General features: G+C 61.3%; 30 protein-coding genes. 28 read left to right on the top strand and 2 right to left on the bottom strand.

The features are described from left to right. The first annotated feature begins 178 nt into the window (after positions 1–178). The 9 genes from MSG32_RS09015 to MSG32_RS08975 all read left to right on the top strand — a co-directional run bounded on the left by MSG32_RS09015 (position 179) and on the right by MSG32_RS08975 (position 4,970). Positions 179–463, top strand: coding sequence for a hypothetical protein (locus MSG32_RS09015; protein ID WP_248379205.1), 285 nt, complete (start codon positions 179–181; stop codon positions 461–463). Then, complete coding sequence (locus tag MSG32_RS09010; protein WP_248379204.1) at positions 460–996, top strand: VRR-NUC domain-containing protein; 537 nt, start codon at positions 460–462, stop codon at positions 994–996. The genes MSG32_RS09015 and MSG32_RS09010 overlap by 4 nt, the downstream gene beginning before the upstream one ends. A 25-nt stretch (positions 997–1,021) precedes the next feature. Next, positions 1,022–1,579, top strand: coding sequence for a hypothetical protein (locus tag MSG32_RS09005; RefSeq protein ID WP_248379203.1), 558 nt, complete (start codon positions 1,022–1,024; stop codon positions 1,577–1,579). 243 nt (positions 1,580–1,822) lie between these two features. Next, on the top strand, positions 1,823–2,080 hold the full coding sequence (locus tag MSG32_RS09000) for a hypothetical protein (RefSeq protein ID WP_248379202.1): 258 nt from the start codon (positions 1,823–1,825) through the stop codon (positions 2,078–2,080). 525 nt (positions 2,081–2,605) lie between these two features. After that, positions 2,606–2,809 carry a hypothetical protein gene (locus tag MSG32_RS08995; RefSeq protein ID WP_248379201.1) on the top strand — a complete coding sequence of 68 codons (204 nt, stop codon included), beginning with the start codon at positions 2,606–2,608 and terminating at the stop codon, positions 2,807–2,809. Beyond that, a complete protein-coding gene (locus tag MSG32_RS08990; RefSeq protein ID WP_248379200.1) occupies positions 2,787–3,419 on the top strand; it encodes a glycoside hydrolase family 104 protein in 633 nt (210 codons plus the stop codon). Before MSG32_RS08995 ends, MSG32_RS08990 begins: the two co-directional genes overlap by 23 nt. Before the next feature lie 44 nt (positions 3,420–3,463). Further along, a complete protein-coding gene (locus MSG32_RS08985) occupies positions 3,464–3,817 on the top strand; it encodes a phage holin, lambda family (RefSeq protein WP_248379199.1) in 354 nt (117 codons plus the stop codon). Continuing rightward, complete coding sequence (locus MSG32_RS08980) at positions 3,805–4,230, top strand: hypothetical protein (protein ID WP_248379198.1); 426 nt, start codon at positions 3,805–3,807, stop codon at positions 4,228–4,230. Before MSG32_RS08985 ends, MSG32_RS08980 begins: the two co-directional genes overlap by 13 nt. Positions 4,231–4,670: 440 nt before the next feature. Beyond that, complete coding sequence (locus tag MSG32_RS08975; RefSeq protein ID WP_248379197.1) at positions 4,671–4,970, top strand: hypothetical protein; 300 nt, start codon at positions 4,671–4,673, stop codon at positions 4,968–4,970. 5 nt (positions 4,971–4,975) lie between these two features. Here the strand turns inward: MSG32_RS08975 and MSG32_RS08970 are convergent, their stop codons facing one another. Beyond that, positions 4,976–5,167 carry a DUF2188 domain-containing protein gene (locus tag MSG32_RS08970; protein ID WP_248379196.1) on the bottom strand — a complete coding sequence of 64 codons (192 nt, stop codon included), beginning with the start codon at positions 5,165–5,167 and terminating at the stop codon, positions 4,976–4,978. Positions 5,168–5,275: 108 nt separating this feature from the next. On the opposite strand from MSG32_RS08970, the gene MSG32_RS17995 reads away from it, so the two are divergent. The 15 genes from MSG32_RS17995 (at position 5,276) to MSG32_RS08895 (ending at position 18,421) form a co-directional block, all read left to right on the top strand. Then, positions 5,276–5,614, top strand: a complete 339-nt coding sequence (locus tag MSG32_RS17995) for an HNH endonuclease (protein WP_282460320.1) — start codon at positions 5,276–5,278, stop codon at positions 5,612–5,614. A 112-nt stretch (positions 5,615–5,726) separates the two neighbouring features. Continuing rightward, positions 5,727–6,206: a phage terminase small subunit P27 family gene (locus tag MSG32_RS08960; RefSeq protein WP_248379194.1), complete on the top strand. Its 480-nt coding sequence runs from the start codon at positions 5,727–5,729 to the stop codon at positions 6,204–6,206. Between the two features lie 6 nt (positions 6,207–6,212). Then, complete coding sequence (locus tag MSG32_RS08955) at positions 6,213–7,922, top strand: terminase TerL endonuclease subunit (RefSeq protein WP_248379193.1); 1,710 nt, start codon at positions 6,213–6,215, stop codon at positions 7,920–7,922. 1 nt (position 7,923) lies between these two features. Then, on the top strand, positions 7,924–8,088 hold the full coding sequence (locus tag MSG32_RS08950; protein ID WP_165873905.1) for a hypothetical protein: 165 nt from the start codon (positions 7,924–7,926) through the stop codon (positions 8,086–8,088). Then, a complete protein-coding gene (locus MSG32_RS08945) occupies positions 8,085–9,305 on the top strand; it encodes a phage portal protein (RefSeq protein ID WP_248379192.1) in 1,221 nt (406 codons plus the stop codon). The genes MSG32_RS08950 and MSG32_RS08945 overlap by 4 nt, the downstream gene beginning before the upstream one ends. Beyond that, positions 9,302–9,904, top strand: coding sequence for an HK97 family phage prohead protease (locus tag MSG32_RS08940; RefSeq protein WP_084208182.1), 603 nt, complete (start codon positions 9,302–9,304; stop codon positions 9,902–9,904). Before MSG32_RS08945 ends, MSG32_RS08940 begins: the two co-directional genes overlap by 4 nt. A 15-nt stretch (positions 9,905–9,919) precedes the next feature. Further along, positions 9,920–11,155 (top strand): phage major capsid protein, encoded by a 1,236-nt coding sequence (locus MSG32_RS08935; RefSeq protein WP_248379191.1) that lies wholly within the window; start codon positions 9,920–9,922, stop codon positions 11,153–11,155. A gap of 77 nt (positions 11,156–11,232) precedes the next feature. Continuing rightward, complete coding sequence (locus MSG32_RS08930; protein WP_054557054.1) at positions 11,233–11,562, top strand: head-tail connector protein; 330 nt, start codon at positions 11,233–11,235, stop codon at positions 11,560–11,562. Between the two features lie 7 nt (positions 11,563–11,569). Continuing rightward, a complete protein-coding gene (locus tag MSG32_RS08925; protein ID WP_248379190.1) occupies positions 11,570–12,115 on the top strand; it encodes a head-tail adaptor protein in 546 nt (181 codons plus the stop codon). 11 nt (positions 12,116–12,126) lie between these two features. Further along, positions 12,127–12,705: a phage tail protein gene (locus tag MSG32_RS08920; RefSeq protein WP_248379189.1), complete on the top strand. Its 579-nt coding sequence runs from the start codon at positions 12,127–12,129 to the stop codon at positions 12,703–12,705. Continuing rightward, positions 12,702–13,142 (top strand): hypothetical protein, encoded by a 441-nt coding sequence (locus MSG32_RS08915; RefSeq protein ID WP_131431545.1) that lies wholly within the window; start codon positions 12,702–12,704, stop codon positions 13,140–13,142. The genes MSG32_RS08920 and MSG32_RS08915 overlap by 4 nt, the downstream gene beginning before the upstream one ends. Before the next feature lie 3 nt (positions 13,143–13,145). Further along, on the top strand, positions 13,146–13,892 hold the full coding sequence (locus MSG32_RS08910; protein ID WP_248379188.1) for a hypothetical protein: 747 nt from the start codon (positions 13,146–13,148) through the stop codon (positions 13,890–13,892). 12 nt (positions 13,893–13,904) lie between these two features. Then, entirely contained in the window at positions 13,905–14,078 is a 174-nt protein-coding gene (locus MSG32_RS08905; RefSeq protein WP_248379187.1) for a hypothetical protein, read from the top strand. A gap of 76 nt (positions 14,079–14,154) precedes the next feature. Next, positions 14,155–17,958: a hypothetical protein gene (locus MSG32_RS08900; RefSeq protein ID WP_248379186.1), complete on the top strand. Its 3,804-nt coding sequence runs from the start codon at positions 14,155–14,157 to the stop codon at positions 17,956–17,958. Between the two features lie 46 nt (positions 17,959–18,004). Then, positions 18,005–18,421 carry a hypothetical protein gene (locus MSG32_RS08895; RefSeq protein WP_084208188.1) on the top strand — a complete coding sequence of 139 codons (417 nt, stop codon included), beginning with the start codon at positions 18,005–18,007 and terminating at the stop codon, positions 18,419–18,421. Here the strand turns inward: MSG32_RS08895 and MSG32_RS08890 are convergent. Further along, positions 18,418–18,711, bottom strand: a complete 294-nt coding sequence (locus MSG32_RS08890; protein WP_084208189.1) for a hypothetical protein — start codon at positions 18,709–18,711, stop codon at positions 18,418–18,420. The two genes, MSG32_RS08895 and MSG32_RS08890, sit on opposite strands and share 4 nt — an antisense overlap. A gap of 220 nt (positions 18,712–18,931) precedes the next feature. On the opposite strand from MSG32_RS08890, the gene MSG32_RS08885 reads away from it, so the two are divergent. The 4 genes from MSG32_RS08885 (at position 18,932) to MSG32_RS08870 (ending at position 24,517) form a co-directional block, all read left to right on the top strand. Continuing rightward, entirely contained in the window at positions 18,932–22,309 is a 3,378-nt protein-coding gene (locus tag MSG32_RS08885) for a hypothetical protein (protein ID WP_248379185.1), read from the top strand. 86 nt (positions 22,310–22,395) lie between these two features. Continuing rightward, entirely contained in the window at positions 22,396–23,640 is a 1,245-nt protein-coding gene (locus tag MSG32_RS08880) for a hypothetical protein (protein ID WP_248379184.1), read from the top strand. Continuing rightward, positions 23,637–24,119, top strand: coding sequence for a carboxypeptidase-like regulatory domain-containing protein (locus MSG32_RS08875; RefSeq protein WP_248379183.1), 483 nt, complete (start codon positions 23,637–23,639; stop codon positions 24,117–24,119). Before MSG32_RS08880 ends, MSG32_RS08875 begins: the two co-directional genes overlap by 4 nt. Beyond that, entirely contained in the window at positions 24,116–24,517 is a 402-nt protein-coding gene (locus MSG32_RS08870) for a hypothetical protein (protein WP_248379182.1), read from the top strand. Before MSG32_RS08875 ends, MSG32_RS08870 begins: the two co-directional genes overlap by 4 nt.

The raw sequence follows: 24,517 nt of genomic DNA, 5'->3' as shown, positions 1-24,517 counted from the left end.
ATCGCCCCGCTGGCAGCTTCACGCGGCCGAACCCTTCTACCCGGCGGCGTTGCTTCGCCTGTGGTAAGCGGGTGGCGATCCAACAGCTGGCGGGGTGCCTGGGCACGTGCAAGCGCTGCATTGCTTTGGGTAGGCCACACTACAACGCCAAGGGTGTTCGGATAAGGGGAGCAGGGTGATGGCAAGCATAGAGGGCAAGTATGCCCAGATGGCCGAGATGCTGTTGGCTGCTGAGGGGTTCTTGTTATTTCTCGATCACGCCAAACGGCATCGCTACAAGCTTGATGAGAACACCATTCCGGATGGGACTCATCAATATGAGGATGGCGTGGATTTCCTCTGCAAAGCGTGTGGTGTTTCGTCCCTGGCCGAGATGGACAAGAGCAAGCGATCTGGCCAGATGCTGTCACGAATCATCGCCAACTTCCGACGTTGGCAGTCGGCGCAAAGGAGACCTGAATGAGCTGGGCAACACATCCTTCCGCCAAGGTGGAGGCCCGCAAGTCGCCAAACCGTACCGCCGGCAAAGCCCGCAAGTCAGCGCCACGCATCGATCGTGAAGGGTTGGAGCAGAAGGTGCTGATTCGCTGGCTGTACGCTCAGCAGCAGAATGGCATGCAGGTAGGGCAGTTGCTGGGCGGTGTGGTCTACCACGTCCCCAATGGCGGGAAGCGCAACAAGAAGATAGCGGCAGACCTCAAGATGCAAGGCGTGCGGGCTGGGGTGAGTGACCTGGTGGTGGCCACGGCCCGCGGTGGGCATCACGGGCTCTACATCGAGTTCAAAGCGGCGCCACCTCACGATGCCGCCCTGGCGAAGTCTCAGCGTGAGTGGATGGAGAAGATGGAGGGCAATGGCTATCTGGCGGTGCTGGCCAAGGGCGTGGATGAGGCCAAGGCGGTGCTGGTGGCCTATGCGAGCTGGCCTGAGACGGTGGTGGCCGGTGAGCCAGAAGTGATGCCGCATGGCAGTGAGTGGCGCAAGGCAACGGCATAAGGATCACGGAGCAGGAGGGCAGGACATGCAGCGGATCGAGGATATGGGGCTGGCGGAGACTTTCCGCTTGATCGAGAAGCTGCCGGAGGGCGTGAGGCGTCAGCAGGCGTTGGCACATGCTCTGGATGAGCTGCTCGAGGAAGAGATCGAGTATTGCACCGGGCTGCGCCATCAGAATGCAGGTTGGCATCAGGTGTCATCGGTGGGCGGCATGGGGGAAGGTAGAGGCGAGTGCACGGGCCTGGTGGACCACGTCGGCAAGGCTGCCGAGCGTTATCAGCGGGAAAGTCAGTGGAGGACGATGGCGGCGGCGCTGCTGTCACGCCTGACCGATCGCCAACGCATGGCGGTCCTGCTGGCGGCCTATGCCATCCCACCGGTGCAGCATTGCCAGTCACCACGCATGATGACGCAAGCCCAAGCTGTGGCGGCGCAGGTAGCAATTCTTGCGCGGCTGGGGTGGGCGCCAGGGGCGGTGGAGGTGGCGCCGTTCAAGTCACCCACGGCACTACGGAAAACTGCGGCGCGTGGTCGCGACTCACTACTGTATATGGTGCTTTCACAGGCTGAAATGGCTGCTTGACTACCATATGTTGCAAAAGTGGCCGCGAGAGGATACGATTCAGCTATTGTGTGATTCTTGTGTCTCTGGATCACCGCTCATTTCAAGGCCCTGCCATCCGGCGGGGCTTTTTCTGAAAGTGAAAATTTAGCTCGATACCACCTACTATCCAAAGATGTTAGGTTTACGGATCGTTAAAAAATTATCTGGTCGATTTTTGTGATGCACCCCATTCTAGCCAAACAACGGTTTTGGAGATGCATCGTGAATTCTATTAATACGACAGCTATTGAAAAAGCCAAATCTAGCCACTTGGCGCTTTTATCGCTAGGGGCATTGCTAGATAAAGAAATATCCCGCTACGAGCTTACATTCGCAGAGCTTGTGGGGCGCTATAACCAATTGGGTTTGACGGATGATTTGGCGAAGCGTGCTTGGCATGAGTACGATTTTGCACGTAGGATGAAAATAGCTAAAGGTTATAGAGGTACTGGTAATCTTGGAGGCGGTCATGCTGGATGAAATCATTAGTGTGGCTCACGTGGAGAAAGCTAGAAAGGGTGACCTCAGGTGCCTTGGTGAGTCTTTGTGTATAGTGTGCGATGATATGGGAGTAGACTTAAACGAAGTCATAATGGAATGCGAATTTACGCGCCTAACCCATGCTTTAGCTTCAACGGCACTATCATACGGTCGAGAACAAAGGCGATACTTTTAAATTTTCCTCCGGTCATTCTGTTGGTGTTTTTTTATTGTCAGGCTTTATATTCCTATCTTATCCAGCCCTGCAACGTCTAACTCAACATCTTTTCACGCTCACCTTGCAGCTCGATTATTAAGTTTAAATTTTCACTCATTGTTCTAAGTGCAATGATCCTGAATCCATCCTTCAGTTCGCTTTTATGGTAGATTGATAGCGAGTGAAAATGACGCCGTGGCTTGCTATAATTTTTACCTATAGTAGCGTGTTGATTTATGAGGGATCATTGCTAGACGCCCTAGTCAGTACTAAGCTCTGATTGTACAGATTGACTGGGGACTACTTAAATGGCTCAATTGACTCAAGAAATCATAGAGCGAGGGCGTCAAGGAGAACTATCATTGCTTGGTAGAGCAATATATGAAGAAATGGAGAGGAGGCACGTTAGTTTTCAAGATGTAGTGTTTGATTATAGTGATTTAGGTCTTAATTACATGCTTGCAAAGTCCGCTTATATTGAATTCAGGCTTGATCAAGATATTTACTCCTGAAAAATACTTATCATTCAATTATTCGAAGCCCAATAATCCTGCCTCGTGCGGGGTTTTTGGGCTTTTCATGGTGATATCCATGCCTGCACATGCCCCCGCGCACTGGCTCGATGAGGTCGAGTTGGTGGGCTTTGACGCGCCTGTTGATCCGGCGGTTGACGATGCCTGCAATCTGGCGGCCTTCCTGGACGCCATTGCCTATGCCGAGGGCACGCCCCGCTTCAGCTCGATTGAGGGCTATGACGTGTTGGTGGGTGGCACGACCTTCGATGACTTCGATGATCACCCCCGCCGATCGGTGTGGCTCAAGTCGTACAAGATCCACAGCACGGCGGCAGGTCGGTATCAGTTCCTGGTAGGGACGTGGGATGACTTGGCCAACCGGTTCCACCTGACGGACTTCTCGCCAACCTCTCAGGATGAGGCTGCCAAGCAGTTGATCCGCCAGTGCCGGGCATTGGGGCTGGTGTATGACGGGCGCATCGCTGAGGCCATCCACGCCTGCCGGCGCATCTGGGCGAGCCTGCCAGGGGCAGGTTATGGGCAGCGTGAGCTTGATACCGACGAGCTGCTGGGCGTGTACGTGCGTGCTGGCGGCCACATCGCATAACGATAACGACGAACTACGCAGGGCCTACCGACTCAGGAGGCCATATGCATGATGACGACCACGAGCTCGCCGATATGCCACACCGCGATCCATCGACATGGCAGATGCTGCTGGAGTGGCTGCAGCCGTATCAAGCCAACCTCTATGCAGCGGGGCTGTCATTCGTTATCGCGCTGCTGCGCGGTCTGCATGCCGGTGGCCGCTTCTACAAGTCACTGCTCGAGGCGACCTTGGTGGGTGGCCTGACACTGGCGCTTAAACCGCTGTTGGACTGGGGTGGCTTGGATCAGGACATGGCCGTGGCCATCGGGGCTGCGATCGCTTTCCTCGGTGTCGAGTGGCTGCGTGCCAAGTCTGACGCCATCTTCGATAAGGTGCTGGGACGATGGCTGCACTGATCACGACCGCGTGGGCATGGGGCCGCAAGCTGATATCAGGTGTGAAGGTCGAGGTCATCCTGATGGCGGTGGTGCTGGGCTGGGGTGCGATGAAGACCTATGAGGCGACCAAGGCCGAGCAGCATGCCAATGACCTCAAGGCTGAGCTCACCACCGAGAAGGCGGTCAACAGCGGACTCGAGATGATGGCGCTGCACTACGGCAATCAGATGAAGCGATTGTCCGTCGCATTGGAGGCACGCGAGGCTAGTCGCGCCCTGGATGACCGTTCAATCATGGCTGCCCGGGCAGCTGCTCGCCGAATGGAGAACGACGATGCGCCGACTGGGGATTGGGCTGACCGGCCTGTGCCAGACGCTGCTGCTGAGTGGCTGCAGCGCCTTCGAGAGCAAGCCAGTGGTGATGCCCGCTGATCAGCTGCTTATGTAATGAATCCTGAATCCTGCTCGGCTCCTTGTTTAGAGTCCGAGCTTACCTGTTTGGGGTTGGATGATCAGCTCTGCTCTGTTGTCTTTGGCGTACTTCCTAGCAAATTCTATTGCGCTTTTTTGATTGGTAAACAGTCTAGTTTTGAACTGCCTCTCGTCACTCTTTACTAACCAAGTGGCTGACTTGGTGATCACCATAATTGTGTGCGGCATTTATAGCTCCAAGATAAACGAGCGCAGCTCTTTGGATCCTATGCTTATTTGATAATACTAAAGTATAGGTGGCGGGGGGATGGGACACCGGGTGATGCCAGTCTTGGGCCAATAGGAAAGACCGTTGCTCTAAACGGGCATGGCAGTGTGCTCCCTTGATGACCGTTCAATCGTAGCTGCCCGGGCAGCTACATACCGGATGGAGAGAGACGATGCGCCGACTGGAGATGGGGCTGATCGGCCTGTGCCTAACCCTGCTGCTGAGTGGCTGCAGCGCCTTTGAGAGTAAGCCAGTGGTGATGCCCACTAAGTGGCAGTGCACACCCGAAGTGCCGAGTTACCTGTTAAATCCACTGCCTCCCCCTGACCGGCCAGTCACATCCAACCGTGATCTGCTCAGCCTGTTGGCCGACTATGAGTCACAGCGCCGACGCTTCAATGCTGACCGCACGGCGACGGCCTCGATCCTCGAGCGCCTGGCTGATGGACCAGAAGATGTGGCGAATGAATGATTCTGTCAGAGCACACGATCTCGCCCGTTCCCCCCGTCGCGGATGACGTAGAGCTTATAGCCTTTTATGTGACTGAGAGTCTTAGCGTACTCGCGGGCTTCCTCTTCATGCTTGAACGTCTTGTGAGGGATGTCTTCGTACTCACGACGCACTGCCCAGCCATCAGAGCATTGATAGAAATACATCTCGATCATCATGTGTGGCTCCTTTGATCGATATTTCTGCATGTTCATTTATACACAGCTTTTAATGTAGTGGAGGCATGGCCTTTGCCTATCAAGCCACCGCGACCGTGCAAAGCCCCTATGTGTGGTGGCAAGACGACTGCCTCTCATGGGTACTGCGAGACGCATGCTGATCGCGCCATCAACTGGGGCAAGAGTAAGAGAGGCGGGCAAGGCCGAGGTGGCCGGCCATGGCGACGACTGCGAAACGCGATTCTCAAGCGTGATCGCTACCTCTGCCAGCCATGCGAGCGCATGAATCGCATCACGCCAGCCACTGAAGTTGATCACATCGTGGGTAAGGCTCAGGGCGGCACAGACGCCCCTGGCAACCTCGAGGCGATCTGCAAGGCCTGCCACCAGGCCAAGACGGCAAGCGAGGCGCAGGCGGCCAGATCAGGCGACCATGACAGGCCCTGAGAGGGGGGAGGGGGTGCAATCTCTACCACCTTTGGGGCCGGCCACCGTTCCGTTACGTTTCTTTCTCACACCCGCGAAATTGAAAAATCAGCCTAGCGCGAAGGATTCTCAGATGACACGAGGTCGCAAGCCCAAACCAAGCCACTTGAAGGCGGTGCAGGGCAACGCCGGCAAGCGTGCCATCAACCACGACGAGCCCGAGGGCGATGCACTCGATGAAGCCCCGCCGGCACCCGACTGGCTATGCGAGATCGGCCGCGATGCCTGGGACAAGCTCGCGCCCTGGTTGGTCTGCTCCAAGATCCTGACGCGCTCTGACCTTCATCAACTCGAGGCCTACTGCGATGCCTACGCCACCTGGCGGCAGGCCGTGGTCGAGATCCAGCAATGTGGCCTGGTGCTGGAAAGCCCTGCCACCGGAGCCCCCATCAAGAACCCAGCTCTAACCGCGAAGAATGAGGCAGCCCGCCAGATGACGACCTTCGGCAGCGCACTCGGTCTCGACCCGTCCAGCCGAGCACGCCTTGCCGTGCCCGGTTCCAAGGACGCCGCCAATCCCTTCGCCGAGCTGCTGGGTGGCAACAAGCGATGACACTCAATGGCCAGCTATCCCAACGTCAATGCTGCGAACAAGTACGCTCGGGACGTGGTGGCTGGCCGGATACCCGCTTGCAAGTGGGTCCGCCTAGCCTGCCAGCGTCATGTCGATGAACAGAAGGCGGCCAAGACGCGCGCCTTTCCCTACCGGTTTGATCGTGACGCCGCCGAGCGAGCATGCGCATTCATTCAGCTGCTGCCTCACACCAAGGGCAAGTGGGCACGCGAACGCAAGCTGATCACGCTCGAGCCCTGGCAGCTCTTCATCTTCAGTGTGCTGTTCGGCTGGATGAGCAAGCGCAGTGGGCAGCGCCGTTACCGCGAGGCCTACATCGAGGTACCGCGCAAGAACGGCAAGTCAGTGATCGCCGCGGGGGTGGCCACCTACATGCTGGCCGCCGATGGGGAATACGGCGCCGAGGTCTACTGCGGTGCCACCACTGAGAAGCAGGCCTGGGAGGTCTTCCGGCCCGCCAAGCTGATGCTGCAGAAGTCGCCGGCATTGGTCAGTGCCGCCGGCATCGAGGTGATGGCCAAGAACATCAGTATCCCCGGTGACGGCTCCCGTCTGGAACCGATGATCGGTGACCCGGGCGATGGCTCGAGCCCCAGCTGCGCCATCGTCGATGAGTTCCATGAGCATCAATCGCCCAGCCTCTACGAGACCATGCTGACCGGTATGGGTGCTCGCGATCAGCCGCTGATGTTCATCATCACCACTGCCGGCTTCAACCTCGCTGGCCCTTGCTACGACAAGCGCCGTCAGGCACAGCAGATGCTCGATGGCGTGGTCGATAACCCTGAGCTCTTCGCGCTGATCTACACCATCGATGAGGGCGACGATTGGCAGTCACCGGACGTGCTGCGCAAGGCCAATCCCAACTTCGGTGTCAGCGTCAGCGAGGAATTCCTGCTCAAGGCGCAGCGCGACGCCATCCAGTACCCCAGCCGCCAGAACTCCTTTCTGACCAAGCACCTCGATGTCTGGGTCTCGGCACGCAGCGCCTGGCTGAACATGGCCACCTGGCTGGCGGCTGGCGATGACTCGATGTCGCTGGAACAGATGGAGGGCGAGCCCTGCTGGCTGGGCGTTGACCTTGCTAGCAAGACCGACATCGCCGCCATCGGCCTGATCTTCCGCAAGGTGCGCGAAGACGCCAAGGTCGAGTGGCGTGCCTTCGTGCGCAGCTACCTACCGGAAGGCGCGATCGAGCGCGCCAGCAGCAACCGCGCCGCCTATGAGGGCTGGGTCAACTCTGGCCACCTGATCATCACCGATGGCGAAGAACTCGACTTCGAGGTCATCCGGCAAGACATCCTCGATCTCTCCAGTCGCTTCGATGTGCAGGAAGTCGCCTACGATCCGTGGCGGGCCACCCAGCTGGCCCATCAGCTGATGCAGGAAGGCGCGCCGGTCATCGAGTACCGCAACACGGTCCAGAACATGAGCCCCGCCATGCGCGAGATGGAAGCCGCCGTTACTGGCGGCCGCTTCACGCACCCGGCTGACCCGCTACTCACCTGGATGGCCAGCAACGTGGTCGCCAAGGCCGACGCCAAAGAGAACATCTACCCGCGCAAGGAAGCCGCCGACAACAAGATCGACGGCATCATCGCGCTGCTCATGGCGTTGGGGCGTGCCATCACCCTCGATGTCGAGCCACCCAGCATTCTCGACTCCCTCTCAGACGACGACTTCCTGGTCATGTGACATGCGAAACCTACTGTTCGACACCCTCGGGCTGGCCGGCTTCGCCAGCCTGACGGGCGGCCTGTACCTGCGATTCGGCCTCGCGGATGCGCTGATGGCCAGTGGCAGCCTGCTACTGGTGTTGGCACTGCTCGGCGCACGCGCCATGCGCAAGGGGGCCTCATGATTCTCGATCAACTGTTCTCCACCCGCTCGGTCGAGAATCCGGCAACACCGCTTAGCGGTGAAGCGCTGGCCGACTACCTGCGAGGCGACTCCAGCATCAGCGTCAACCAGCAGAGCGCCATGACGCTTGGGGCGGTCTACGCCTGCATCTACGTGCTGTCATCCTCGCTGGCGCAATTGCCGCTACATGTCATGCGCAAGCAGAACGGCGTCATCACCGCCGCCACGGACCACCCCGCGTATCAGCTGCTGCATGACGAGCCCAACGACTGGCAGACCAGCTACAAGTGGCGCGAGACGGCCCAGTCCCACGTGCTCGGCTGGGGCAATGGCTACACCGAGGTGGTTCGGGATGCGCGGGGCAATGCCGTCTCCCTGCAACGCCATTGCCCATGGAACTGCAGCCCGGTGAAGCGCGGCAACCGCTGGCTATATGCCGTCACCGATGAAGAGGGCTCCCGCGCTGTCGCGACCGAGGACATGATCCACGTTCGTGCACTCGGCTCGCACGATCGCACCGGCGTCAGCGTGGTGCGCCAGCACGCCGAGACCATTGGCCTCGGGCTGGCGGCACAGCGCTACGGCAAGGATTTCTTCGAGGGAGGCGGGCGGCCGACGGGGCTTGTCACCGTCAAGGACAGCCTGAACGCCGATAGCTGGAACCGCCTCAAGGAGACCTGGGCCAAGGCCGTGGCTAGTCTGCGCCAGTCCGAGAACAAGACGCTGATGCTCCCCGCACAGCTGGATTACAAGTCGATCACCATCGCGCCGGAGGACGCCCAGTTCCTCGAGACGCGCAAGCTAAACCGCTCCGAGGTGGCCGGCATCTTCAATGTGCCTGCGCACATGATCAACGACCTGGACAAGGCCACCTTCTCGAATATCTCCGAGCAGGCCATCCAGTTCGTGCGGCACACGATGATGCCCTGGGTCATCAACTGGGAGCAGGAGATCAACCGCGCCATCTTCACGCCCACCGAGCGACGGGCTGGCTACTACGCCAAGTTCAACCTCGCCGGGCTGCTGCGCGGCACCCCCACGGAGCGTGCCGAGTTCTATCACAAGGCCATCACCGATGGCTGGATGGACCGCAACGAAGTCCGAGCCCTGGAAGACATGAACCCACGCGATGGCCTCAGCGAAATGCTGATCAGCGTCAACGCCACCCCAGCCAGTCAGCTGGGCCAGTCAACCTCGCCCGAGGACTCCACATCATGAGTGAGACAGAAAAGCGCGCACTGACGTGCGAGGTCCGCGCCGAAGCGGGCGAAGAAGGGCAGCCGTTGCGGATCATTGGTCACGGCGCCGTCTTCAACAAGCGCAGCGAGATGATCATGGGCATGTTCAAGGAGCAGATAGCCCCCGGTGCGTTCGACAACGTGCTGGGCGATGACGTGCGCGCCCTGTTCAACCATGACCCCAACTTCGTGCTCGGCCGCACCCTCAGCAACACGCTGTCGCTGTCCGTGGATGAAGAAGGCCTGCGCTATGAAATCGACCCACCCGATACCCAGTCGGTGCGTGATCTGGTCATGGCGCCGCTGGCACGAGGTGACATCACCGGCTCCAGCTTCGCCTTCCGTGTCGCCCCCGATGGTGACGAGTGGGGCGAGGACGAGCACGGCGTCATCGTGCGCACCATCCACCGATTCAGCCGCCTGCTGGATGTGTCCCCCGTGACCTATCCGGCTTACCCCGATGCGGGCGCCGCCAAGCGGTCGCTCCAAGCTCGTTGCGATGAACTCCGAGAGATCACGCAGCGTGCCGTCAATCAGCGCCGCGCCCGCGAGCGCTTCCTTGAACTCATCAATGCCTGAGCCCGTGGAGGCTACATGAAACTCTCTGAACTGAAGCAGAAGTACGCGGCCGTCGCCAAGGACATGCGCAAGATGCATGAAGATGCCGGCGACACCGAATGGAAGGATGACCAGCGCAGCCAGTGGCAGTCCATGAAGAGCGAGCTGGATGGCCTGCAGGACAAGATCGATCGCGAAGAAGCGCTGCGCGATGCGGATCAGCGCTTCGTGCGTGACAACGAAGAGGAGCTGCGCGGCCAGTCTCAGACGCCGGAAGCTGGGCAGTCCCAGGGCCCGAGTGTGGACGAGCAGCGTGCCGCGGCCTTCGATGCCTTCGTGCGTGAAGGCATGGGCAACATGAGCAAAGAGCAGCGCGCGGTCATGCGTGAGATGCGAGCTCAGGCAGCGGGCGTGGATGACAAGGGCGGCTACACCGTGCCGACCACCATGCTCAACCGCATCCATGAGTCCATGCAGGATTACGGCGGACTGGCCTCGGTCGCCCAGATCCTGAATACCTCCGATGGCGCCACCATCGAATGGCCGGTGTCTGACGGTACCGGGGAAGAGGGCGAGCTGCTGGGGGAGAACACCGCCGCCAGTGAAAAGGATGTCGAGTTCGGCATCCAGAACCTCGGCGCCAAGAAGCTGAGCTCCAAGGTCATCCGTGTCTCCAACGAGCTGCTGCAGGACTCGGCCTTCGACATCGAGGGCTTCCTGGCCTCGCGCATCGGCTCCCGTATCGGTCGCGCCGAAGCCAAGTACCTGGTGAGCGGTACCGGTGCCGGCACCCCCCAGCAGCCCAAGGGCCTCGCCACCTCGGTCACTGGCACCGTGGCGGCGGCCGCTGCGGCCAGCCTGAACTGGAAGGACATCACCAAGCTGATCCACAGCATTGATCCGGCCTACCGTCGCGCCGCGAACTTCCGTCTGGGCTTCAACGACAACACCCTGCAGAAGATCACCGAGATGGAAGATGGGCAGGGTCGCCCGCTGTGGCTGCCGGCCGTCGCGGGCCTGGCGCCATCCACGGTACTCGGTCAGTCCTACTTCATTGATCAGGGCTTCGAGGACATGGCCGCGAGCAAGAAATTCATGTTCGCCGGTGACTTCCAGCAGTTCGTGATTCGTCGCATCAACTACATGACGCTCAAGCGCCTGGTCGAGCGCTATGCCGAGTTCGACCAGACGGCCTTCCTCGCCTTCCATCGCTTCGATTGCGTGCTGCAGGACACCGCCGCCATCAAGGCGTTGACCGGCAAGGCGGCCTGATCTTCATCCACCACCTGACACAAGGGCCGCCATCGTGCGGCCCTTGCCTGTTGGGACCGACTCCATGAGGCATGCCGATGCTCGAGCTGGACATCATCAAGCTGCACGTCCGGCTGGAGCCGGACTTCTCCGAGGACGATCAGCTCCTGGAGACCTATTCCAATGCGGCCCGGCGCGTCATTGAAGGACGCACGGGGCGCACGCTGTACGAAACCCACGACGCCATTCCGGCAGAAGGGGATGAGCACGCGCTGGTCATCGATGACGACATCACCACCGCGATGCTGCTGCTGATCGGTCACTGGTACGAGACCCGCGAAGCCGTGGTCATCGGCACCATCACCTCAGAGGTACCCATGGCCGTGGGCGCCCTGGTCGATCACTACACCCATTACCACTTCGCATGAGGTGACTATGCGCGCCGGACAGCTTCGCCATCGCGTCACCCTGCTGGGTAGCCGCACCGGACACCCGCCCAGCTGGCCCACCGTGCGTGAGGTCTGGGCCGAATTCGGGGAGCCCAAGAGTGCCGGGCGAGAAGAGCAGGCAGGCATCCGGGCCCCATCCTCCACGTTGGTGCGCATGCGGCCCCGTGCCGAACTGGCGGCAGGCCAGATCATCCGTCGCCGCGATGGGGTGCTGTTCATCATCGAATCCATCGACCCGGCACGCAGCATGGTCGAGATTGCCGCGCGTCGCCTGCAGGGCGTGTCTGCCGAGTATGAGCCGCTGAGTGGTGAGGCCTATCCCATTCAGGCATGGCTGCACCGACAGAACGTCTTCATCGGCCAGGCCAATGAGGCCCGCAACGTGGTCGAGGTGCTGCAGCCGGAGCTGCACTGGCCGTGGCCGGAACCCGGCGACATGATCCACATCGCCGGCCTGGCGCTCGAGATCGAAGGCATCGTGGAAGGCAGCGATGACGGCATCAGCGTGCAGCTGTTCACCATCCCTCGCTGACAGGAGGCTGCATGGCGCGCAAACGCGGCAAGAATTCACGGCTGCCCAAGGGCGTGGCCATCGAGGGGCTGACCGAAAGCCTGGCGGAGTTCAAGGCGCTACCTGCGGCCACCCGCCGCGCGATGACCTCGGCCATCAATGAGCAGGCATCCGCGACCCGCAAGCAGCTCATCGATGACATCAGCGCCGATGGCAAGGTCAGGCCGACGGCGGTGCGCTCGCGTATCACGGTCGAGAAGGCCAGCAAGGACCAGCCCAGCGCCAGCCTCACGCTCAGCCGCTCGCCGGTGCCCTTCAAGTCCTGGCAGTACAGCACCGAGGTGGAGGATGGCACTGGCACCCGCGCCAGTATCTGGATTCGCAAGGGCGGCCAGCGCATGCGGGTCTATGGCTTCGTCAATCCCAAGGGTGGCAGCAAGACACCGCTGGTGCGCTACCGCAAGGGCAGTCAGCGTCGCCTCACCCGTGCCAACGGCTGGACTCTCAAGAACCACTGGAATCATCAGGTGAATGGCGAGCTGCGCAAGCAGGTCGCCTTCGACCTCCAGCAACGCTTCCTCGCTCGCCTGGCCAAGGAGAGAGCCACATGACGCCCATCACCCGCGTGATCGATGCCTTCGTGGCACAACTGGCGGCCATCTCGACGGCCAATGGCCATGCCACCGACATCGCGCATATCGAGACCGAGGCCATCCAGATCAACCTGCGCTCGGAGACCCCGCTGCCACTGCTGCATGTCCGTCGTCTGGCCAGCAACGTGGAGGCCCGCGCCGGGCGGGGGACGCGCAAGGAATCGATCAGCCTTCAGATCGAGGCCTACCTCGACCTCAAGACGCATGGGCGTGCCGGTCAGGATGCGCTGCTCAATGATCTTTATAACGCCATCTATCCAGAGAGCCAGGTGCTGCTGGATGGGCTGGCGGTCACCATCACGACTGGTGAAGCCGAACTGGATGATGCGGAGCTGGGCAGCCGCATTCTTCCCATCTATCTGCCCGTGACCATCACCTACACCCGCACGAGGTAACTCATGGCTGACTTCAAAGACACAGGCCTGATCATGTCTGGCGACATCTTCATGGCCGAGGTGGATGCCGACGGCAAGTTCGGCGCCCTGAATGGCCCGATGAACGTGCCGTCCCTGAGCATCACGCCGACCAGCGTGAACCGCATTTCTCGCCCTTCCTTCCAGAAGGACAACTACGGGCAGGCGCTGGATGCCGTCAACCTGCCCAGCGATTCGGCCAGTGTCACCATCCAGTTCGATTCCATGCCGGCCGCCATGCTGGCAGAAACGCTCGGTGGCACGGCAGAGCTGGCCGATGCTGAATCTGACAGCGTGACCGGCGAGGCGCTCACCCTGACGGAAGGGGCCTGGGCCGCGCTCCCGCATTCCTCGCTGGCCGCGGGCAGTGTCGTGGTCACCAAGGACGCCACCGATGTCACTGCTGACTGCGACATCAACCTGAGTGCCGGCCTGATCAAGGCGCGTAGCGCTTCCGCGGCAGGCGATGTCACCGTGGATTACGACACCGAGGCGGTCACTGGCCATCGCGTGATGGGGGACACAGAGATCTCCAAGCCGCGTTACATCCTGGTGGATGGCATCAACCTGGCCACCGGCAAGCGTACCCGAGTCGAGATCTTCCGTGCCGTGTTGTCGGCGGATCAGGCCACCGAGCTGATGGGCACCGAGTTCATCACCGGCCAGCTGTCCGGCTCGCTGGTAGTGCCGCCCGGCAAGGGCGCCGCCTACACCGCCACCATGTACAGCTAACGGGAGCGAGACATGACCGACAAGACCACTGCTGACAAGCCAGGCAATGAGGCAAAGCCCAGCGACTCGGTGAGCGTCAAGCTCAAGAAGGCGCACCGCCACGGCGGCAAGGAGTATGCCGCCGGCGACTCCCTCACCCTCGAGGTGCGCCAGCTGGAGCGACTGAAGAAGGCGGGCAAGGTCTGAGCCATTGCCCGTCGCTGTGAGATGCACACCCTAGCCCGCCGCCTGGCGGGCTTTTTCATGTCCGGAGCACGACACGATGGCCAATCAGAGTGACATTCAGCTGCGCATTCAGGCCGCGGTCGATGGGCTGCAAGACATCGGCAAGCTGATGAGCGAGCTGGACAATCTCGGTCAGGACAGCAGCGAGGCCTCAGCCGAAGTCGAGCGCCTCTCCGAAGAGATGTCGGCCATCAGCCAGCAACAGAAGCTGGTCACCCAGATCAACAAGGTCGCGGCGGTCGTGGATGACGCCGGGACTGCCATGCGCGAAGCCGTGGACAAGGCTGACGGCTTGCAGGCCGCGTATGAGAATTCCGCCAATGGTGCGGACTTGCTGCGGCTGGCGACACAGCGGGCCGCGCAAGAGGCGGACGACGCCAAGGCGGCGCATGTCGCCCAGACTCAGACGCTGACCCAGCTGCAAACCAGCTACAAGGGCGCCCAGACCGCCACCACTGCCGCCCGTCAGGCATGGCGTGATGCCGCACAGCGTGTGCGTGACCTCAAGTCCGAGATCGGCCGGAGCGCCAACGCCACCGACGAGCAGCGCCAGGCATTGTCGCGGGCCAGTGGTGCCGTGGAGCAGGCGAAGGATGCCTACGATGCCCAGGCACAAAGCCTCAGCAGTCTGCGTGATGAGCTGCAGCAGCAGCGTGAAGCGACGGATGAGGCCAAGGAAGAGTGGCAGAACGCCAGTGCCAGTGCGGCCCAGCTGACTGCCGAGCTCAAGCCGGTCGAGCGTGAACTGAAGCAGCAGGAAAAGGCTCTCAACAAGGCCCGCGCGGCAGCTGACAAGGCGACCGCCGGTCATGAGGCTCAGGCCCAGAAGCTGACGCGCCTGCAGCAGGATGCCCACGCCGCGGGTGTGGACATCGACAACCTGTCCGATGAAGAACAGCGCCTGGCCCGCCAATCCCGTGCGCTGGAAGATGACGTGACCTCGCTGGCATCCGGCTTGCGTGAGACCGCCGCGGCCGCCCGCGAATCCGGTGAGGCAGCCGAGCGCAGCGAAAGCCGCTTCAAGAAAGCGGGTGCCTCACTCAAACAGTGGGCTGCCGGTGCTGCCGCCGCCACGGTGGCAGGGGCAGGGCTGGCCGTCGGCTGGGCCACGCGCTACACCGCTCAGCAGGCCGAGATGGCCCAGCAGCTGGATATCACGTCGCGCTCGCTGGGTATCTCCACTCAGGCGCTGCAGGGCTATCAGTACGCCTTTCAGCGTGCCGGTATCGATGCCGACAAGACCGGCAATATCTTCAAGGACACTGCCGACAAGATCGGTGACGCCTACCAGAACGGCGGCGGTGAGGCGCAGGACGCCCTCGATGCTCTGGGCATCAAGGCCGAGGAGCTGATCGAGCTGGCGCCAGACGAGATGATGTTGCGCCTGGCCGATGCCATGAAGGATCTGCCCCAGGCAGCTCAGGTCAACCTGCTGGAATCGCTGGCAGACGATGCCACACGCCTGCAGCCACTGCTTGCCAATAATGCCGCTGAACTCCGAGCGCTGATGGAAGAGGCCAGCGAGGTGGGGCTGATCATGTCCTCCGAGCAGATCGCCAATCTGCAAGCGACCAATGCCGCCATCACCCGCCTGCAAGGCCGGCTACAAGGGTTGAGCAATCGCCTGATGGGCGAGCTGTCACCGGCGGTCAATCAGGTGTCTGCCGACTTCGAGCAGGCACTGGCGGAAAACCCCGGGCTGCTGGATGACCTCGCCACGGCCATCGGGGGTGTGATTCGCACCGGCGGAGAGTGGGCGCGCAGTTTCATTGAGCATCGCGAGCAGATCGGCGGTGCCATGCAGTCGATCATTGATACCGGGCAATTCCTCGGCAACTCCCTCACGGCGGTTTTCCGTGGTGTGCAATCTGTTGTCGCGGGGTTGGTCGCTGCGGTCGCGGCAGCTTCCACCTGGGTGCTGGAGTTGACGGCTACCTCGGTCAGGGCACTGGAGATGGTGGGGCTGGCATCCGAGGCACAGGTGGCGCAGGCCAAGGCGCGGGCCGTGGCTGCCCGTGCCACCTTGAATGACTTGAACGCGGATGCAGTGCGCTATGCCCAGCAAGCTGCTGCCGCTGCCAAGGATGCCTTCAACGCCTTCGACAACAGCGATTCAGCCGCGCAGAAGGCTGCCAAGTCTGCTGCCAAGCAGGCCGCTGCCTCTGAGGCTGCGGCCATTGCCGCCAAGAAGCAGGCCGAGGAGGAAGAGAAGGGCGCCAAGCAGGCAGCGGATGCGGCCGCCAAACGCCAGAAGGCACTGGAAAACGCCGCCACTTCTCTCGGCACCTCACTGAGCGAGCTGTCCAGTGGTATTGCGGACAGCGAGCAGGAAGCCCTCGATGCTTTCGCCACGCTGGCGGCCAGTGGTGAATTGAGTGCGGCGCAGCTAGCGACGGCCTTCGAGAAGGCGCAGGACAAGATCAAGTCTGACAAGGGGATCGCCGCCCTCAAGGATCAGGTCGATGGGCTGGTGAATGACGGCGTGAGCGGCGCGGATTCTCTCGCGACCAAGTGGAAGTCTGCCGGTGCCCGCCTGGCCAAGGACATGGGCACCACCCTGGAAGAGATTCGCACCGGTGTGACCGAGGCGGAACGCTCGGCCATTGATGCCTTCACCAAGATCGCCTCCACCGGTGAGCTGTCCGCCAAGGAGCTGAGCCGTGCCTATGTCGGCGCCAAGGAGCAGATCAGCTCGAAGGAAGGCATCAAGGCCTTCGGCGCGGTTCTCGATGGGCTGGTCAAGGATGGCGTGACCGGGGCTCGCACGCTCAAGGCGCAGTGGATCGAGGCGCAGGAAGCCACGGCCAAGGCAGCCCGGGACACGGGAGACAAGGCGCAGCAGGCCTCTGCCGACACGGCCAAGACGGTGGAGGCCTCTGTCACACGCAGTGCCCAGACCATTGCTCAGCTGATGAGCAATGCCTTGCACGAGACGGAAGAGCAGATGCGGTCACTCAGTGACGCCGCCTATCAGGCCTTCGCCACTGACTGGGGGATCGAAACCCAAGCTGAAGGCATCGAGGGCATGCAGGACCGCATTGCCGAGCTGGATCATGAAATTGGTGATCTTCGCGACAACCTCGCCACCCGTCTCGACTCCACCGGCTTCACAGCCTGGATGACGGACCTCGCCACCACGTCACGTCAGACCGAGATCGCCTTCCTCGAGCAGAAGATCGCCGTGGAATCGCTGACTGACCAGATCGAGGCAGGGCGGGTGCCAGCCAGCGCACTCTCGCAGGACATGGATGATCTCTCACGCCGCTTCGACCTGCTCGATGAGTCGGACCTTTCCGGCCTCGAGGGTGCCATCCAGTCGGTGCGCAGTCAGGTCGAGTCGCTGTCAGACAGCGTGAGTGACACCTTGGCCAGTCTGCGCTCGGAGCTCGCCAGCCTCCAGGGCGATAGCGCCCAGGTGGAGGCGCTGCGCTATCAGCAGCAACAGGCCGAGCTTCATGAGGCGCTCAACGCCGCCCGGGCATTGGGCGATGCTCAGACTATCAGCGCGGCGCGGGAGTCGCTGCGTCTGGCGGAACGCGCCCACAACATGCGCCTTGAAGATATCCGCGCCCAGTCCGAGCAGGAGAAGCAGCAGGCCTTGGCTGATGAGGCTGAGCGTCAGCGCAACGTGCAGGAGGCCGAGGTCACCCAGCGCGAGAACAACCGTGACGCCCAGAACCGTACCAGCCAGCTCACCCAGTCGGTGCAGGCCCAGCGCCGCGTGGCGGTAGACCTCAACATCGGTAACGAGACCGTCACCCTCAACGGGGTGGACGAGCGCGAGGCCGATGCCTTCCTTGATCGATTGACCCAAGCCTCACGCACAACGGCCCGCCGCTGATGGCGGGCGTTTCATTTCCATCGCGAGAAAGTCACGAGAACACACCATGGCGATCACCCTTGAGGGCATTGTCTTGCCCGATGACATCCAGTGGACCGATGAGCTGGTGTCCCACAGCGTCGGCCAGGTGCAGACGCCCACGCTGACCGGGGCACTCATCATCGAGGAGTCTGCGCAGGCGGCAGGGCGCCCCATTACCCTCGCCAGCGGCAACGGGGCCTGGGTAACTCGCGCCACCGCGTTGGCTCTCACAGAGCTGGCGGCCACGCCACGGCCAGACGACACGCCCATGACGCTCACCTGGGGCGATGGGCGCACCTTCGATTGCGTGTTCGATCGTGCCAGTGGTGAGGCGGTCACGGCCACCGAGGTCTATCGCCTCGCCGCTGGCGGCCAAGGGCCGGATCACCCCTACACCATCACGCTGCGCCTGATCACGGTGATCGATTCATCTAAAGGTTAAAGATAAGCAAGAAGCTTATCGTGTACAGCGACGTTTAGAGATGGCCTATAGCTTTCGTGAGAAAGATCATAGGAATGCAGTGCATCTTCGATCTTTTTTATCATCGAGTACTCGTTGACGTTGTAGTCATCCATGAATTGATTAATGAAATAGAGAACCTCATAAGCTTCGTCTTTATCTACCCTGTCTCGATCTAGCTTCCCTGTATATGGAGCGTCCCCATCATCTCTGTAGTTTTTGTATTGGTATTTATGTTGTTGAAGATCGCTCATTTTTGCTTCCAATGCCATGCTATTTCTCCTTTTTGGTTAGCCTCTAATTTCTAGCACAAGGGATTCAATTGTTCACGGGTTTTAAGGCGGCGACTGAAAGATTAATGGTTTATCGATAATTAAACACTCGGCTATTACATGCCTTCAAAGTTTAATATGTGTTAAATGCAGTTAATGCAGTGTGAGAATTATTTGTTCATCGAGCACAAGAAAAAACTTTAAATGGCCAAGGTGAAATATGAGTGACGAAACAATCCATAGCGGCGACATCCGCATCTTGCAGTCTGAGCGCATGACCGACAACGCCGATGGCGGTGGCCGGCTGACTGGCCGCCCCGTGACCGATGGCGCGAGCAATGACATCTTTGATGACATCTCTGACCTCGATCGTGCAGCGGGGCGCACCTCGCTGCGCAAGGTCGGGGCCGGTGTGCTGACCGACAACACCGCCCAATATTTCGGCGCGCACGCGATCATTGATCAGGTGCCGGCTGATCCTAATGTCAGCGTCGTGATGTTCGATACCGGCTCGCCGTCTGATGAGCGTGCCGAATCCCGCGATTATGTCGAGAGCTATGTGACCGCCGGCGCGACCTCGCGCATGACGCTGCTAGGCGATCAGCTGGCCGGACAGCGCAGCATCATCACTTTCCAGATGCCAGAGGCCACGCTGCCCGATCTGGGCGATGTGCTGGCGCTGATGACCGAGCAGGGCGATGCTGCCGGCGAGGTCCAATATGTGCGCATCAGTGAGATAGATCACGAGATCCGAACGTTTGAGTACATGAACGGCAGCAACGTGCAGACGTTCGAGCGCCGCGTGCTGACCCTTGGGATCTCGACCGCGCTGCGCCAGCGCGTCTATGGCGTGCAGCCTCAGCCTGGCACCGTGAACCCCGATACCGTGATCCGCGAGGGGCAGAGCACCGATGCCGCCCGTTACTATGGCGTCAGCACCCTGACCCAGCCGGCCACCTTCGGGGCCAATAGCGTCACCGTGGCCAGCACCTATGCGCCGCTTGTGCCGGCGACCACCACCGAGCAGGCGGTGACCGATGTGCAGGTGGGCGGCACGGCCACCATCAGTGTCAGCAGCGGCGGCTCGACCTTCGAGGTGGCGCAGATCGCCAGCACCACGCAGATCGCTGTCGAGTTGAACAATCGTGGCTTTACCTATGTCAGCCGCCTGGACCCGCTGCCGGCACCTGGCAGCGTGGTGATCGCTTATCGCTCGCTGGGCAAGTGGTATGAATTGCGCGATTCAGACGCCAATGGCGATCTGAGCGGCAGCGGCGCGGGGCGCGTGGACTACTCCACCGGATCTGTCAGCGTGACGCTGGGCGGCCTGCCTGATGTCGGCAGTTCGGTGCTGTTCAGCTGGGGCACGCCGGCCCACTATGAGGACCGCGCCGGCCAGGCCACCATCGACAAACCCTGGATGACGTTCGTGCTCGATCACGCCGGCGTGATGCCTGGCAGCGTTACCGTGCGCTGGATCTCTGGCGGCAGCGAGAAGACGGCCACCGATGATGGCCTGGGGAGCCTCAGCGGCGCAGCCACCGGCCGCGTGGTCTATGGCTATGCCGACGGCAGTGGCGCGCCCCAGCCTGGCGAGGCGTATGTCGAGTTCAATGGCGACGCCTTCCCAGATGCCAGCACCCAGGTCGAAATCGAATATGACTACGGGGCACCGAAAACCGAGCAATTCCTGCCGTCTGCTAACGGGGCCGGCCTGGTCAGCCTCAGCATCAGTGATGCGCCGGTGCGCCCTGGTAGCGTGGCCATCACCTGGGCAGTGGTTCGCACCTGGTCGAGCAGCGAGAGCGAGTCGCGCAGCAGCCCGCGCACCGGCACCTGGGAGACTGTCGAGCAGAATGGCGGCGAGGCCGATGTCACCTACACCATCACCGATGATGGCCGTGGCGGCTTCAATGGTGGATGGGAGGGCAGCATCGACTACGCCACCGGCGCGGTGACCTTCGAGGTCGAGAAGATCCGCGAGGTCAGCGAGTGGGATGATGGCGACGCCACGCACCGCGAGTGGGGCAGCAAAGAAAAGCGCGACGTTTTCGAGAATGGTTCGAGCGTCTGGCTGACCAGCCAGCTGGACAGCGCCGCCCCGACCACCCACACCATCACCCAGGATCTCGCCCCGCTCGATGTCGAGCTGATGCCCCTGCTGCAAGATAGCGTCGTGCCTGGCACGCTGTCTTTCATCTTCCGAGGCGATACGTTCATCGACCGCCAGGGCAGTCTCTATCGCAGCGTCACCAGCAACGGGGCCGGCGTACTCGCGGGGACCATCGACTATGGCACCGGCGATGCCCGCATCACTGACTGGCCGAGCGGCACCAGCGCCACCATTACCGTCAAAACGCTGGTGAGCACCTTCGGCACCTGGACGCTCGATGAGGCGTATTTCCGCACGCCAGGCTCGCCGCTGCAGGTGGGCGGCCTGCTGATCCAGGCCACGACGCTCGACGGCCGCTCGATCACCGGCCAGGCGGCACTCTCTGGCGAGATCGAGGGTGATGAGATGGCAGGCTCTGCCAGCTTCGAGACGGGGGTGGTGCGCGTGACCTTCGGCAAGCTGGTCAGCAATGACAGCCTGAGCGCTGCCGAGCGCGCCGAATCCTGGTATGACGCCACCGCTGTGGATGACGCCGGCATGATCTGGCGGCCCACCGAGGTGATCCCGAGCACCGCGCGTTTCAATGCCGTCATTCTGACCACGCTGCCGCTCGAGGCTGAGCTGATCGGCATCGACCCCGTGCGCCTGCCCAGCGATGGCCGCGTGCCCATCTATCGCGCCGGCGGCGTGGTGGTGGTGCATCACACCGGCCGCGCCCCGTTCCCGCTGGGGATCGGTGGCGGCACCACGCTGGATGTGGGGCGCACCCGTCTGGCCAGTCTGGTGGTAGAGGACGCCACCGGCGAGGAGGTGCCAGCCACCCAGTACAGTGCAGACCTCGACGCCGGCACCGTGCAGCTCGCCGCGCCTGACACGGCCACCCACCCCGAACCCTGGTACGCCCTGCACCGCGTCGAGGACATGCTGCTGGTGGGGGATGTGGATCTGTCGGGGGCGCTGACCCTCAAGGGCAACCTGAGCCATGACTACCCCGCGAGCGATACGCTGGTCAGCGCGGCGATGGTGGCCGGCGACCTGCAAGCGCGCGTGGCTGATTTCTTCGATCTCTCGAGCTGGGATCGAGACTGGAGCAAAGACGACAACGATGGCGCAGATGGCACCCTGGCCGAGTACAACGTGACCACCTACCCGCCGATCATCACCAATCGCGGGGCCATCACTGAGGATTGGGCGCTGATCTTCACCAGCTCTACCACCTTCCGCATCATCGGCCGCACCGTGGGCGAGATCGGCGTAGGCAGTATCAATGAGGACACGTCGCCTACCAACCCGAATCAGGGCGTACCCTATTGGACGCTCAAGGCGGGCGGCTTCGGGGCCGGCTGGGTGAATGGCAACGTGATCAGATTCTCGACCATCGGCGCGAGTTTCCCGATGTGGCTGGCGCGCGTGATCCTGCAGGGGCCGGCCAGTGGCCAGCAAGACAGCTTTAGGCTGCAGATCCGTGGCAACGCCAACGCCTGACCGTAGGCGGCAGGCGCAACCCTCTAATCCTATCCCACAACCGCCCAGCCACTCGCTGGGCGGCCTTGTTTCTGGAGACGTTCAAGATGGCCGATTATCCGGTGAAGTGGTTCAGCAGTGACATGGGCGGCAGCCCGACCGGCAGCGATGAAGCGGGGGCGTTGATTGATTTGCTCAAGGCATGCTTGATCACTGGATTCAATACCTCGCCGCTGACCTCGCTCGCCTTCGATAGCAGCACCGGCCTGGTGACCGCTGAGATCGGCCAGGGGCATGGCTTCCTGAAACATCAGCTGATCAGCATCAGCGGTGCCGATCAGGATCAGTTCAATGGCGAGTTTCGCATCACCGAGGCGGGTGGCACCTGGGTGGCATTTGCTCCCGATGCCGCGCCCATCTCGGCCACCGCCACTGGCGAGCTGATGGAGATCAAGGCTGCCCCGATTGGCGGGTGGGAGGTGGTGCTCGAGGACAGCGAGCGCAACCGTATCATGCTGCGCTCGACTAATACGCGCAGCAATGGGCTGATGCTCCATGTTCAGAATGACCACTGGGATGATGGTTCTTATGACAACTGGAGTGATGCATCGAGCAGCGCTTATCCGCAACGTGGGGCCAAGGTGAAGATTGTCACTGACCATACGGACATCGACACTTATCTCACGCTGTCTGAGGCCCGTTGGCCGATTGGCTGGGACTATTCAAGTGATGGCCGAGAGTGGTCATTGGTAGGGGATGACCGGCTGTTTTATTACACCAGCCGTTATGCCGAGCGGAATCAACGCTCAACTGTAACTTTTGGCGAGTTCGATAGCGTGATCGAGGGCGATGCTTTTGCCACTGTTCTGCAGGGCATTCCCTATGGCGTAGAGGCTGACTGGGCCGATAACAACGATGACAACTATGCCGAGTTCGCCAAGTTTGGATCTAGTGGCGAGCACTATCTGGCGCGTCCTTATCACCAGATGCCCACCGATACAGAAACGCTCTGGAGCAAGCGCGGGCTTGGGTTTGCCTTTGGCCTCATGCACCAATACCCCAACCCAGCTAGCTATGGATTCTATGTGCATAACGGCCCAATCATCTTGGAGGAGGTGATCGAGGGCGATGGCAATATGCTGCGCGGATATCTGCCGGGATTTGTGCAGCCGCTGCAGACGGCATTTGCCTATCACAAGGCAGTGTTAGATGACTTGCCTAGTCTCGAGGGCGTGCCGGTGCTGCTGTGGCTAAGCGCTTATGATGATGCGGGCGGGTACTACGACTATAAGGAGGTGAATGGTTCTGGTTTGCTGGGCTTCCGCCTGGATAAGTGGAGGGCGTACCAGTGAGCGACACACCTGACGGCAACCCTGTTTTTATCATCCCATTTGCGCAGCGCTCGCCTGCATATCGAGTAGGCAGCGCATTGACGCCGGCCATTCACAACATCGACAACCCGCTCACTGGGACCACGGCCAATCTAGCCACTTCGCACTCAGTCACTTTCGATCTATTTGCCTTCGATCAGATGTATGGCTCTGGCTATAACGGCACCACAAAAGGGACTCTGCGAGACAAGGCCCGCAAGGGCGTCATTGCTGGCACCGTGCTGGACATCCAGGCCCAGCCCGTCAGCCGGCGCGTGCGGGTGCATGACCGGATTACTGGTCGCATCGTGCGCGAGGCGTGGAGCGGGGCCGATGGCAAATACCGTTTCACGGACCTCGACCCGCGCCGCGCGTTCTACGTGATGGCCTTCGATTACACCCTGCAGCAAAACGCTGTCGTTTCGGACAATGTGCATTCTGAGGTGGAGGACAGCCCGTGATCAGCTTCTCGACAAGCGTAAAGGATGCGCGCCTGGCGGCCATCGCCGGTGCGATAGATGCCGGCGATTCGCCGGCGTCATTCGTTGTGTACTCCGGCACCCGCCCATCGCCTGGGGCTGCCGTCACCGATCAGGTGGCGCTGGCCACGCTGGAGGTACCCCAGCCATTCGCCGCGGATCTCTCCGGTGGCGTCCTGACGGGGGCAGCCTTCGAGGAGGTGATGGCCGATGCCGATGGCGAGGCCACCTGGTCGCGCCTGGTCGATGGCGCGGGTGCCTGGGTGATGGATATGGATGTCGGCATCGAGGGATCTGGTGCTGACGTGACCATCAGCTCGACGACGATTTATCGCGGGATACTGACGCGGATCAGCCGCATGGTATTCGCTGAAGGATAA

Source organism: Cobetia sp. 1CM21F, assembly GCF_023161745.1.
GTDB lineage: Bacteria > Pseudomonadota > Gammaproteobacteria > Pseudomonadales > Halomonadaceae > Cobetia > Cobetia amphilecti.
This window is presented reverse-complemented; position numbering and strand designations above follow the sequence as displayed.

Bases quoted from the DNA above. Each gene is read 5' to 3' on its own strand.
- MSG32_RS17995 (WP_282460320.1), top strand. From the start codon at position 5,276: ATGTGTGGTGGCAAGACGACTGCCTCTCATGGGTACTGCGAGACGCAT.
- MSG32_RS08970 (WP_248379196.1), bottom strand. From the start codon at position 5,167: ATGATGATCGAGATGTATTTCTATCAATGCTCTGATGGCTGGGCAGTG.
- MSG32_RS08920 (WP_248379189.1), top strand. From the start codon at position 12,127: ATGGCGCGCAAACGCGGCAAGAATTCACGGCTGCCCAAGGGCGTGGCC.
- MSG32_RS08935 (WP_248379191.1), top strand. From the start codon at position 9,920: ATGAAACTCTCTGAACTGAAGCAGAAGTACGCGGCCGTCGCCAAGGAC.
- MSG32_RS08940 (WP_084208182.1), top strand. From the start codon at position 9,302: ATGAGTGAGACAGAAAAGCGCGCACTGACGTGCGAGGTCCGCGCCGAA.
- MSG32_RS08995 (WP_248379201.1), top strand. From the start codon at position 2,606: ATGGCTCAATTGACTCAAGAAATCATAGAGCGAGGGCGTCAAGGAGAA.
- MSG32_RS09015 (WP_248379205.1), top strand. From the start codon at position 179: ATGGCAAGCATAGAGGGCAAGTATGCCCAGATGGCCGAGATGCTGTTG.
- MSG32_RS08885 (WP_248379185.1), top strand. From the start codon at position 18,932: ATGAGTGACGAAACAATCCATAGCGGCGACATCCGCATCTTGCAGTCT.
- MSG32_RS08880 (WP_248379184.1), top strand. From the start codon at position 22,396: ATGGCCGATTATCCGGTGAAGTGGTTCAGCAGTGACATGGGCGGCAGC.
- MSG32_RS08915 (WP_131431545.1), top strand. From the start codon at position 12,702: ATGACGCCCATCACCCGCGTGATCGATGCCTTCGTGGCACAACTGGCG.
- MSG32_RS08975 (WP_248379197.1), top strand. From the start codon at position 4,671: ATGCGCCGACTGGAGATGGGGCTGATCGGCCTGTGCCTAACCCTGCTG.
- MSG32_RS08930 (WP_054557054.1), top strand. From the start codon at position 11,233: ATGCTCGAGCTGGACATCATCAAGCTGCACGTCCGGCTGGAGCCGGAC.
- MSG32_RS08890 (WP_084208189.1), bottom strand. From the start codon at position 18,711: ATGGCATTGGAAGCAAAAATGAGCGATCTTCAACAACATAAATACCAA.
- MSG32_RS08905 (WP_248379187.1), top strand. From the start codon at position 13,905: ATGACCGACAAGACCACTGCTGACAAGCCAGGCAATGAGGCAAAGCCC.
- MSG32_RS08925 (WP_248379190.1), top strand. From the start codon at position 11,570: ATGCGCGCCGGACAGCTTCGCCATCGCGTCACCCTGCTGGGTAGCCGC.
- MSG32_RS08895 (WP_084208188.1), top strand. From the start codon at position 18,005: ATGGCGATCACCCTTGAGGGCATTGTCTTGCCCGATGACATCCAGTGG.
- MSG32_RS08980 (WP_248379198.1), top strand. From the start codon at position 3,805: ATGGCTGCACTGATCACGACCGCGTGGGCATGGGGCCGCAAGCTGATA.
- MSG32_RS08960 (WP_248379194.1), top strand. From the start codon at position 5,727: ATGACACGAGGTCGCAAGCCCAAACCAAGCCACTTGAAGGCGGTGCAG.
- MSG32_RS08985 (WP_248379199.1), top strand. From the start codon at position 3,464: ATGCATGATGACGACCACGAGCTCGCCGATATGCCACACCGCGATCCA.
- MSG32_RS09005 (WP_248379203.1), top strand. From the start codon at position 1,022: ATGCAGCGGATCGAGGATATGGGGCTGGCGGAGACTTTCCGCTTGATC.
- MSG32_RS08910 (WP_248379188.1), top strand. From the start codon at position 13,146: ATGGCTGACTTCAAAGACACAGGCCTGATCATGTCTGGCGACATCTTC.
- MSG32_RS08950 (WP_165873905.1), top strand. From the start codon at position 7,924: ATGCGAAACCTACTGTTCGACACCCTCGGGCTGGCCGGCTTCGCCAGC.
- MSG32_RS09010 (WP_248379204.1), top strand. From the start codon at position 460: ATGAGCTGGGCAACACATCCTTCCGCCAAGGTGGAGGCCCGCAAGTCG.
- MSG32_RS08900 (WP_248379186.1), top strand. From the start codon at position 14,155: ATGGCCAATCAGAGTGACATTCAGCTGCGCATTCAGGCCGCGGTCGAT.
- MSG32_RS08955 (WP_248379193.1), top strand. From the start codon at position 6,213: ATGGCCAGCTATCCCAACGTCAATGCTGCGAACAAGTACGCTCGGGAC.
- MSG32_RS08945 (WP_248379192.1), top strand. From the start codon at position 8,085: ATGATTCTCGATCAACTGTTCTCCACCCGCTCGGTCGAGAATCCGGCA.